Below are 10,398 nucleotides of genomic sequence, written 5' to 3'. Positions count from 1 at the left end.
TTCTCTTCAGGTGTTATCCTGGCTTCCATGACGCTCCTGGATCCGCTTCAGTCCTATCCATGTACTTTAAAAACCTCCTGCAGCTCTCCACCGGCTGCTTGATCCATACTCATCTATGAGGGCTGCTGCTTCTCTTCAGGTGTTATCCTGGCTTCCATGACGCTCCTGGATCCGCTTCAGTCCTATCCATGTACTTTAAAAACCTCCTGCAGCTCTCCACCGGCTATTCGATCGATACTCATCTATGAGAGCTGCTATGAGTTGCTATTATCCCTACACGAATTTATATCGATACCTCAAAAGCCCACTAACCATAATTGGTCGGTGGGCCTTTTGTTGTTCTTATTATTAATGTTCAACGGGTGTAAATCTATCCACTGTTACACCCTCCTAATTGTAGTTATTCAATGTTTTCGATAACTTCTATAAGATTATCAATTTCCTCAATCGTTTCTTTGAAAGTCTCTATATCGTAGACAATATCTTCCCAGGTGCTTTGTTCTTCCTCTAAAGTGTTTTGACGTTCTTCTTGCTTTTCGGTTAAGCGATCCTTTTCTGATAGATTATCAAGCTTTTCTTCAATTGGTTCTAGTATTTCACTTTTAATCTCTCCAATAAGGTTTTCTAGCTCTCCGATTGGGAGTGTTTCTTTTATAGCATTCAGTTTCTTCAATACTGCTTTTAACTTTGCTTTTGTAGTCATATCCATTATCCCCCTTAGGGGGCCGAAGCCCCGGTGCTATATGTATTTTTCATACTGTTGGCTAATTCCGCTTACCCATTCGTGGTTGAATTTATTTAAGTAAGTACTCCATGCACCTACCCTTGCGTTCCACCACCAGCCCCGGCTTCTAAGTGCCACGATTAACTGACGTTTAGGTTTCATGACAAAGTTAATATAGTACCGATCCCCTTCTTTATAGGTAGAGAAATTGTCGTCTTGAAAAACAACTTCCTTTTTGATTTCTTGAACTTCACCAGATGTGGAACGAAGATACAGCTTATAAATGTTACTATTTTTTCTCCATTTATATTTGCTTTGAAGTTGTTCAAAGAGCTTTATAAATTTTGCATTATCAGCGAATGCCAGTTTCATTAGGTCAGATGTTGGGTCGAATCCTATCTTGCTATCACAGAACGTAATCATTTCGAGTAGACGGGAAACTTTTCTATTCTCTATTGTTTCTACATCATCCATCGTGCCGTTGTTTACTTGCTTCTTGATTATTTCAAACCATTTGCAAAATTCAGCGGATAGACGCAAAACTTGTTCGCTTTTATCCAGTCTACGTGCATTATAATTTGCTGGTCCAGCAACCATAACGCTGACATGTTGCGCTTCATATTTAATAATCTCAGAGTATCGTTTATGTGCTTCGTTGAGTAATTTTTCCTTCTTGGTTTCTGCAATAGGCCACTGGAGTATTTTCTGGCAATAAGCAAGATATGAAGCTTCACTATTTTTACCTCTAGTCCCTCCAAAACTGTTGGAATTCGATCGATGAATTAGCATTGTGTCCAATGGAATAATCTCAGTCATGTAACTCCCCTCCTGCGTAAGCTCGCCAGCAGATTGTATATAACAAACCATTTATGTTAAGATTGGGTGGAGGGGCGGTAACCCCTCCGAAGGAACTTTTTCACTTGCGTGGGCGCTGGTGTTTGGTTCCTTTTTTCTTTGCCTCCGTGATAGCCGTTAGGAGTGTTACCCAATCCTTCATGTTTCTTGTTCTCCTCCTTTCTATACTTTAATTATACATCGTTAAACGTTGTATGTCAACTTAAAACGATGAATATATTCTATTTACATGTTGAATATAAACGTTAAATGATGTATATTGTGATTGAGGTGATTGACGTGCTAAAACTTAAACTAAGAGAAGTAATGTTTGAAAAGCGTTGGAACGCTCGACAACTTAGCGAAGCCACAGGGATACGGTGGAATAGTATAGACGATATGATGGAGAACCGATCTAAACGGTGGTCTGTGGAAAATTTGGAGAAGATTATGGAAGTATTAGGGATCGAGAGCGTAAATGACTTAATCGAATATATAGACGACAAAAAGACCACCGAGGCATAAGCCAGAGTGGCTATTTTTTTCCATTGCATATAGAACTAACGTTCGCATATAATACAAACAAACGTTCGTACTTTGCGGAGGCGATTAAGTGAAAAAATCACGAACAATAATGCTTATCGACATGCAGTCCTTTTATGCGTCAGTAGAAAAGGCGGCTCATCCTGAGTATTTAAATAGACCACTTGCGGTAGCGGGTGACCCTGCCAGGAGATCTGGCATCATACTAGCTGCTTGTCCTTTGGCTAAAGCTTACGGAGTTACAACTGCAGAAGCGTTATGGCAGGCTCTTCAAAAATGTCCAGATCTAGTTATCGTGCGACCTCACATGCATAAATATATCCAAACATCCATGCAGATTAAAAGAATAATCGAGTCGTTTACAGACCTTGTAGAACCATATTCAATCGACGAACTTTTTGCTGATGTGACAGGCTCACTTCATTTCTATAATAACGATCCCTTTGCCCTGGCTAGACAAATTCAAACTAAAATATTGATTGAGACAAACGTCTACGCACGGGCTGGAATTGGTGAAAACAAAATCATCGCAAAACTTTGCTGCGACATGATTGCGAAAAAAAATGAAGAGGGTATTTTCTTTCTAAAAAAAGATGAGCTAGACCAGCACATATGGCATAAGCCGACCCGAGACATGTGGGGCATTGGATCTCGCATGGAAAAACATCTTTATAAAATGGGGATTCACACAATTGGCGACCTGGCAAAGACACCTTTAGGGCGACTAAGAAGCAAATGGGGTGTTAATGGTGAAGTGATCTGGAGAGTTGCAAACGGTATGGACGACTCCCCGGTTAGCACCGTAAGCCACAACACTCAGAAGGATATAGGAAACGGAATGACCCTTCCCAGGGATTACCTAGAGGCGTGGGAAATAGAGGTTGTAATTCAAGACATTTGTACTGAGGTTTGCAGGAGAGCCCGAAAAAAAGGATTAATGGGAAGTGTTGTCTCACTTAGTATATCTGGAGCTGACTTCGACCACCATACAGGATTCCATCGTCAGACTAAACTGGAGGATCCTACAAACCTAACTCAAGAAGTCTATGAAGCTTCAAAGAGGTTATTTTATATCAATTGGGATCGTCAGCCAGTACGCAGAGTCGGTATATCGTTATCGGGGCTCACTGCCGCTGAGACTTACCAAATCACTCTATTCGATGACAAAAACCACTTACGTGCAATTGATAAAGTTATGGACAGTATCAAGGATCGCTTCGGAGATACGGCAATTTTAAGGGCTGCTTCGCTGACATCTGCAGGACAGGCTATTGATCGGGCGAGCAAGATCGGAGGTCATTACAAATGAGCAAAAAACTACAAGGCAATGGACTCTGGGAATCGAGCCGTATGATGTTGCCCCAACATAAAGAGATGATTCAGGAGAGCAAAAAGGATTACTCGAAGAAAAAAAAGCCCGATCTAGACGAACAAGAGATACACCAGATCGAGCAGCTGCTTGCTAAGTCTTTCCGAGATCATCGTTCTATAACTATATGGCTGTTTGACGAGTATCAAAATATTGAGCTACGTGGAATTGTTACAGTTGTTCAGACGTATAGGCGAGAGATTAAACTGGCCATCGGGGTGGATGAATGGCAATGGATTAAGATAGACGATATAATCGTTTGCTTGTAAGCATTTGAAAGAGGTCTCGGTTTATTCCGGGACCTCTTTCATTTCAATCGAAATGATCAGGGAAGAGGGGACGAATCATGCTAGACACCCCCTACCCCCTCTTCAATGTAAATGTGTATTTTTCTTAGGTCCAATTCTTTGAATATTTATCGTTTTTTTAATATGCACAAGAGGAATATATAAAATATTTAAATTGCTTATGGGTTATTCTTTAGAATGAATGAGTAAGCACGAAGTTGAAGGTGAGCGCCAGATTTTTCAGTTTATGATGATATTGCTACTATGTTTGTTTGGTTAAAAAAATATAGTTAATAAATAATGTCTCTGTAGGAGACAAGTTGGTTCTTCTTTATGCTGTGTTGTCTGGTATTCCAGCTATTACCGTTAGTCTATTGTTAGTCATTTGTTAGTTCTATGTTAGTTCATTGTTAAATGATGATTATGTGTTCCTTTTCCGGAAAGGATAGTATTTTATTTCTTCTCCAGCTACGGCAAATAATGATTGAGGCCGGCTTTTTAGATGTGTGTATGACGATAGCAAACTGTGCCAATTTGATTCCAGAACCGAACATCTTTTTTTATGTGTTGCTATCCACAAGATAGGGTACTTAAAGTTAATTTTTCCATGTAGTTCAATATACTTACGATATTTTTCTTCAATTCTTCTAGGATTTTCCGTATCATTATCAAATTCGCAGAAGTACTGCATTTCGCCAATTTTTAGTTTAGCATCTGGCCTTAATTGTCTACCAAACCCAGGCTTATTAGCTTCTTCTGGATTAGTCTCCAGGAGTTCCATATAAAGCATTTCTGCACACATTTTTTCACCGAACCACTCAATCTGCGATATACGCTCACTATCACAATGATTTTTAGCTCTGAATAAAATATCATTCGTTCCAATATGGTGACTCATCATGGCTGATGTAATAACTTTTGCCGTTTCCGGAGCCGATCGCATCTGACAGACTAACCGAATAGCTTCTGCCCCTAGCGTATAGGCTGCCTTCTTTGGTACCCCTAATCTTGCCGGTAAATAATAAACTCTGAGCATATCCCTTCCGGAATTTTTTATTTTATGCAGATGGTACCTTAAATTATCATACTTCATTTCTGTTATCGACATTAGCTGTTCAGCAGTAGCAATTCCCATATCATAAATAATATTCTGAAGTTGTTCAATCCTGGTAAGTCGTTCATGATTTACCCATTTAAATAGCATCTTATCACTCCCAGTTTCTAACTTGTTTAGTTGGAGGAGGCGTAGGTTTATTCTGATCCGGATCCGAAGACTTAGGATACCCAGTTTTTAAATATGTTGAAATGCTATCGTCTACCTCGCTTACTAAAATACCATCCCTTTTTAATAGTGTCATACCTCTTTGAAGTCCCCATTTGAAAGCTTGTTCCATTTCTACTGAATTCTCATGATCAGCCCATTTACCCGATCCATCTGGTCTATAAACATACGGAGGAGCGCAACGAACAGTAGTAGTCGCTCTCTTTTTCTCACCATTTACATTGGACCATGTATATACCGCTATTTTATTATCTGGAAGGCCCTGCAATGTGTCTGTATCTAAGCTGCCACTTGTCATTTTTGCAATAACCTTCGCAGAATTAAGGCCTTGCCGTGCGGAAAATATATTTCCAACGTTCTCAGTGATGTTATCCACCAAGTATTTTTCTAGTTGATCAATAAACTGAGTACATAATCCCAAACTTAAACCATGCTTACGGTCTTTAGCTTGAATAGTGGCTTGAACAGGATATTGGGTTTCATGTGCCTCATCAAAAATCAGCAAATGAGCACGAGAACCAGTTACTCTTTTCTGAGCTTCCTTATGGTACTGCTGGGCCACGAATCCACCACAAATTTTTAGAGCACTCTTTGATAAACCCTTGATATCAAAGAGAACAATATGCCCCTCATCCATCCATTTTTTTATTTGTAACTTCATTTCGTGATGCCCAAACATTCTACGGGTATCGGCACTAGTTTGTATAGCCGATAGCCGGTTAAGTAGTGGCCCAATTAAGGATTTCGTATTCTGAGCCAGGTCAGGAAATTCTGAGGACCAAAATTGAGATACCATGTAGTCATCTGCAATATAACGTGGCACAATTCTATTTCGAAAGCGTTCATTCATAAGTAACGGAATTGTTCCAAGAATACTATGTGGTACTGTCGGATCGCTTAACAATGTTATAAGAGAGTTACGTGTTATCCTCTCCATTTGTGGTGCCGGTCCAAAGGCAGAAGTTATTAACTCCAAAACTTCTGCAGATAAATTATGAATAGACTCCTTTGGATCTTTATGCAGCAAATTCATAGGTAAAACATACTTTTCCTGTGAAAAATTAAAATAATGAACTTTTGACCAATCAACGGGTCTTCCTTGCTGTTCATAAAATCTTAATCGATTTAATACGCTTGCTGCAGTCTCTTGAGCTGGGTCAAATAAAGTAAAACCAATTCCACTCTTTGGTTGATCAATAAAGTCTTGAACTAATGCATCCATTATCTCCATTAACATCGATGATTTACCTGATCCCGTTTGCCCGGTTAAGACAAAATGCTTCAGCATTTCTTTTACTGGTATCCTCACTGATCTCTCTTTAGATTCAGCTGGATGATCAACATGTCCTATATGTATACCAGTCTGCAGCTCATTCTTTTTTAGTAATCTCTGGCCACGTTCAATATGTGGTACCCGAGAAAAAATACGGTGTTCCCCATTAGGCAGCCTAACAATATTGGCCAACTCTGGGCCAGTCATAACAATTTTATTCATAGGTTGAGGAATCGAACGAAATAGAAATTTACTCAAATTATTCTTCTTAACAACATGTAAAGTATTATCAAGCTGAAACATGTTTCGTACAGTTGAAGCCACTGTTTGTAATTGAGCATCCGGATGATTGCCATGAATTAATATCTGTATACTGCTGTGGAATATTGGCTCTCTTCCAGTAAATCTCTGACTCAAAGCTTTAAGTTTCTCCTTCTGCTCAGGCAATAAATCTACTTTTTTTCTCGATTGTGTAGCAACCTTTGCCGAGCGACTATCTTGGCCCTTAAAGGCTGCTGCAAAATCTCCAGCTGAAAGACCAGCCGACGCAAGAAACGAGGAACCAGTACTTTGTTCAAGTGATTTCATACTATCTCTAATATCCTTCTGAATATACTTTTGATGAACAGGTGACAGAAGTATATCCAACCATACCTCGGAAGTATTCTCATCACCCATCGAGTATAAAACATCCTCAAATCCAAAGGTCCCATCATAACTTTTAAAAGCAAAGCCAGTACGGTCTCCATCCAGTGACCGCATAAATCCACCAACAACTTTATCCTCTTTAATTCTGTCGTCGAGGGTAAAAGGTAGCTCAGAGTGGGAAACCTCAACAAGCTCTATACCTGGATATAACATATTCAATACTCTATAGATTCCGGTAGTTCTGTCTTCAGGAAATCCAAAATAAAACTTCAGTTTCCCCTCACAACTCCGATGAATCAATAGTCTGAACCAAACTGCCCCTTTCGAAAACTCCTCAAGCTGTGGCCTTTTAAAACCATATAATAACTCCATAAGTTGTTGAACTAAACTAACTGTTGACCTGGTATCTCTATGCGGTATCACCTGAAGGTAACGGTACAACGATCGTTCGGTAGTCATCTTCTTCAGAATCGCCATCCAACCCAACCTCCTAAAAATACTATTTTAAGATATGCTCACGAATCACCGACTTCATCCAATCCTCCGGATCGTCCAGAGTACTCAAATACTGAATTATTATAGAATCCTCAGGTAAATGAGAACTATCAAAACGTAGACTGTAGACAGCATTAACACTTTCTGGAACGGGGAATAAGAAATCACCTACTGCGGCAACAATATTCTCCGGATCCAGAGTCGGACAAACTACCACCGCCCCCAGGGTCACCAACTCAGCTTCAATTTTCCTACACCACAAGGGATGTTCACGAACACACCAGAACACAGGTACACCAACAGAAAGAAAATAAGACGCTGAAGCAAACCAAGAGTCCGAGGGTAAGATAGCTTCAGCGTCGGTAGAAAGATACACCACACAGGTAAACTCCCCCACCAAAGGGTCACCAGGAACTAGAGGGAACCAGGGAACACCAGACAACGAAGGATAACAAGAAATATCCCCAAACAACGCAACACGCATAAAACAACCTCCCAAGATATCCACAGTTCAACCAGGAGGACCTGTACTAAAGGATGTAAGGGCATTTGCACCATTTAAGCTTACAGATCCTAAGGACTCTCTAGCGCTCGGTTCGTCATTCGTTTCTATGAACCGTGCATGTTGATTTTGTGGTACGACTTTCTTATTTTTTGCCTTTTTCCATGTGCTATTAGCCAATTTATAGGATGCATTGTTACCAGGACCAGTCCCACCACCAATTTTCCTAATACGTTTTAGTTCTATTAGCTCTTTTATCGCCTTTTTTACTGAGCGGAGCGGTGCATTGATAGCTTTTGCAATATCTGATTGACTTAATTTTAGCGTACCTTCCTTACGTATTAGCTGCAGAATTCTATACTGAATATCATATAGCTTTTGGTAGGTCCTCTCTCCCTTGTATTCTCTCATAATCTGCAACTTGAAAGGAATACCTGTTAGATACTCTACATATTCTGATTTGGGTCCCTTATATTTGCCAGAGTAGGCACTTCTTAAACACTTTATAATTTGTTTTTTACTCATCTGCTCTGTGTTCCTATTGTTCCAATCCATAAGCTCATCTAAGGCTTGTTCTTCAGACCAATCTTGGGAATAAAATAACAGAGCTAATGTAAAACACGCATGATCACGCTGGCCAACAGAAAATCCTTGCATAAGTTTCTTTATTGCTGGATGCCCGAAAACGTCCATTTTTAGAATCTTTCCGTTCTTCCTGGTTGGTTGCTGATTTTTACTTGTGCTGAATTCGAAATTAGTTTCATACCAATCTTTAAAATATTGATAGGTATAAAACTTTGAACTTGGAGCATACTTATATATATCGCTATGGGGTACAGCAAACCATCTCTCAACTCCAACTGCTTGTACATCTGCCCCCATAGTATTGGCCATATACTTTGTAATTCGCTCAGTGTGTACCTTAACATTAGAGAATGCTGGGATAGGGTCAATAATCCAATATACATGCCAGTGTCCAGGTGTCTTAGACCTAATCAAGAAATGTGGAGGCTCCAATCCAGATTCCTCTATACGATCGATAACGTCTAATACACTTGGTAAGTAACAGTCAAATTCAATTACGAAAGCATTTATGTATTGGACATTTTTCTTGGTTCTACCGCAATGTTTTAGGTTAAATAGATTTGGAGTAAACCAGCGAGATTTATCAGCGAAGGATATTATTTCATCTTTGTCCTGGACCTCGAAATCTACGAGCCGGTTATTTTGATCTAAAGCACATAGATAACGAAAACCTGGAACTTCACTAGTAATTAGCGTTTCAAAAAATGAATTAACTGAAGCCCTCTCTAGTTGCATGGCTTGTCCTCCTCTCTATTAAAAATGACAATAAGAAAGTAGGCCTTCAGACATTCTATTTTTTTAGAATTTCTGAAAGCTATATTTGTTTTTCATTTTTTCTACATATTGCGACATATAATTTAAATTAAATTAAGTAACATTTACTTAATTCAGCAATTAAAAAAAGCCTTGAATCGTCTCCACATCCAGACGAATCAAGGCTTTATATGTACTTGAAAAAAACATGACGATATGGTAAATTTAATTTAAATATACCACGGTCATTGTTTAAGCACTGATTCATCGACTGGAGATCGATTGAATTCAGCTAACTAATTTAAGAGTCCCCACTCTAAATTAGCCGCTTTTTCAATGGCTATTTTTTTTTCAACGAACTAAATTAAGTTATCCACATCATAGCATAGTAAAACCAAAAAAAAAAGCATATTTTATCCACATTACAAAAAAAACATATATTTTTTTGTATATTTTTTTGCATACTAATTTAAGCAATTTACAATAAAGACTTTCAGTTAATATTTAATATTAATATTAACTGTTAATATCAATACTTATCCACAGTATTACTGGTTATTTTCTTATATTATCGTACTATTTTTATTAGTAAGATCTACTTCTACTAATGTTATTATTAAAAAAAATCTCTTCCCAAACATCCTCCTAATTCGACTTTCCATAAAGAACTTAAATAACCCTCAAAACTTAAATCATTTAATTTATCTTTAATTTATATTCGATTATTGCAGTCCTTTTCCTGGCCTACAGGGAGGCTCTTCAATCGATTCAGTCAGATCCATTTACTTTAAAAACCTCCTGCAGCTCTCCACCGGCTGTTCTATCGATACTCATCTATGAGAGCTGCTGATTCTCTTCAGGGGTTATCCTGGCTTCCAGGAACGCTCCTGGATCGCTTCAGTCAGATCCATTTACTTTACCTCCTGCAGCTCTCTACCGGCTATTCGATCGATACTTACCTACGAGAGCTGCTGATTCTCTTCAGGGGTTATCTTGGCTTCCAGGAACGCTCCTGGATCCGCTTCAGTCAGATCCTTTTACTTTACCTCCTGCAGCTCTCCACCGGCTGTTCGATCGATACTCATCTATGAGAGCTGCTGCTT

The 10,398-nt window shown here is 39.0% G+C and carries 9 protein-coding genes; 3 read left to right on the top strand and 6 right to left on the bottom strand.

The window, feature by feature from the left end:
• Positions 1-400: 400 nt before the first annotated feature.
• Both EJP82_RS25955 and EJP82_RS25950 read right to left on the bottom strand, forming a co-directional pair.
• Positions 401-703, bottom strand: a complete 303-nt coding sequence (locus tag EJP82_RS25955) for a hypothetical protein (RefSeq protein ID WP_127194979.1) — start codon at positions 701-703, stop codon at positions 401-403.
• Positions 704-739: 36 nt separating this feature from the next.
• Positions 740-1,540 (bottom strand): hypothetical protein, encoded by an 801-nt coding sequence (locus EJP82_RS25950; RefSeq protein WP_127194978.1) that lies wholly within the window; start codon positions 1,538-1,540, stop codon positions 740-742.
• Positions 1,541-1,858: 318 nt separating this feature from the next.
• Between EJP82_RS25950 and EJP82_RS25945 the strand changes: the two genes are divergently transcribed.
• The 3 genes from EJP82_RS25945 (at position 1,859) to EJP82_RS25935 (ending at position 3,739) form a co-directional block, all read left to right on the top strand.
• On the top strand, positions 1,859-2,083 hold the full coding sequence (locus EJP82_RS25945; protein ID WP_170220306.1) for a helix-turn-helix domain-containing protein: 225 nt from the start codon (positions 1,859-1,861) through the stop codon (positions 2,081-2,083).
• A 109-nt stretch (positions 2,084-2,192) separates the two neighbouring features.
• Complete coding sequence (locus EJP82_RS25940; RefSeq protein ID WP_127194995.1) at positions 2,193-3,410, top strand: DNA polymerase IV; 1,218 nt, start codon at positions 2,193-2,195, stop codon at positions 3,408-3,410.
• Positions 3,407-3,739: a YolD-like family protein gene (locus EJP82_RS25935; RefSeq protein ID WP_127194976.1), complete on the top strand. Its 333-nt coding sequence runs from the start codon at positions 3,407-3,409 to the stop codon at positions 3,737-3,739. Before EJP82_RS25940 ends, EJP82_RS25935 begins: the two co-directional genes overlap by 4 nt.
• Positions 3,740-4,178: 439 nt before the next feature.
• On the opposite strand, the gene EJP82_RS25930 is transcribed toward EJP82_RS25935, so the two are convergent.
• The 4 genes from EJP82_RS25930 to EJP82_RS25915 are packed head-to-tail and all read right to left on the bottom strand — an operon-like array spanning position 4,179 to position 9,277.
• On the bottom strand, positions 4,179-4,961 hold the full coding sequence (locus EJP82_RS25930; protein ID WP_127194975.1) for a replication-relaxation family protein: 783 nt from the start codon (positions 4,959-4,961) through the stop codon (positions 4,179-4,181).
• A gap of 4 nt (positions 4,962-4,965) precedes the next feature.
• On the bottom strand, positions 4,966-7,437 hold the full coding sequence (locus tag EJP82_RS25925; protein WP_127194974.1) for a helicase HerA domain-containing protein: 2,472 nt from the start codon (positions 7,435-7,437) through the stop codon (positions 4,966-4,968).
• Between the two features lie 22 nt (positions 7,438-7,459).
• Entirely contained in the window at positions 7,460-7,939 is a 480-nt protein-coding gene (locus tag EJP82_RS25920) for a hypothetical protein (protein ID WP_127194973.1), read from the bottom strand.
• A 27-nt stretch (positions 7,940-7,966) separates the two neighbouring features.
• On the bottom strand, positions 7,967-9,277 hold the full coding sequence (locus EJP82_RS25915) for a primase C-terminal domain-containing protein (protein ID WP_127194972.1): 1,311 nt from the start codon (positions 9,275-9,277) through the stop codon (positions 7,967-7,969).
• Positions 9,278-10,398 lie beyond the last annotated feature (1,121 nt).

Origin of the sequence: Paenibacillus anaericanus (assembly GCF_003994475.1) — a bacterium.
GTDB lineage: Bacteria > Bacillota > Bacilli > Paenibacillales > Paenibacillaceae > Fontibacillus > Fontibacillus anaericanus.
Note: the sequence above shows the minus strand (reverse complement) of the source record. Positions and strands in the feature narration are given on the sequence as shown.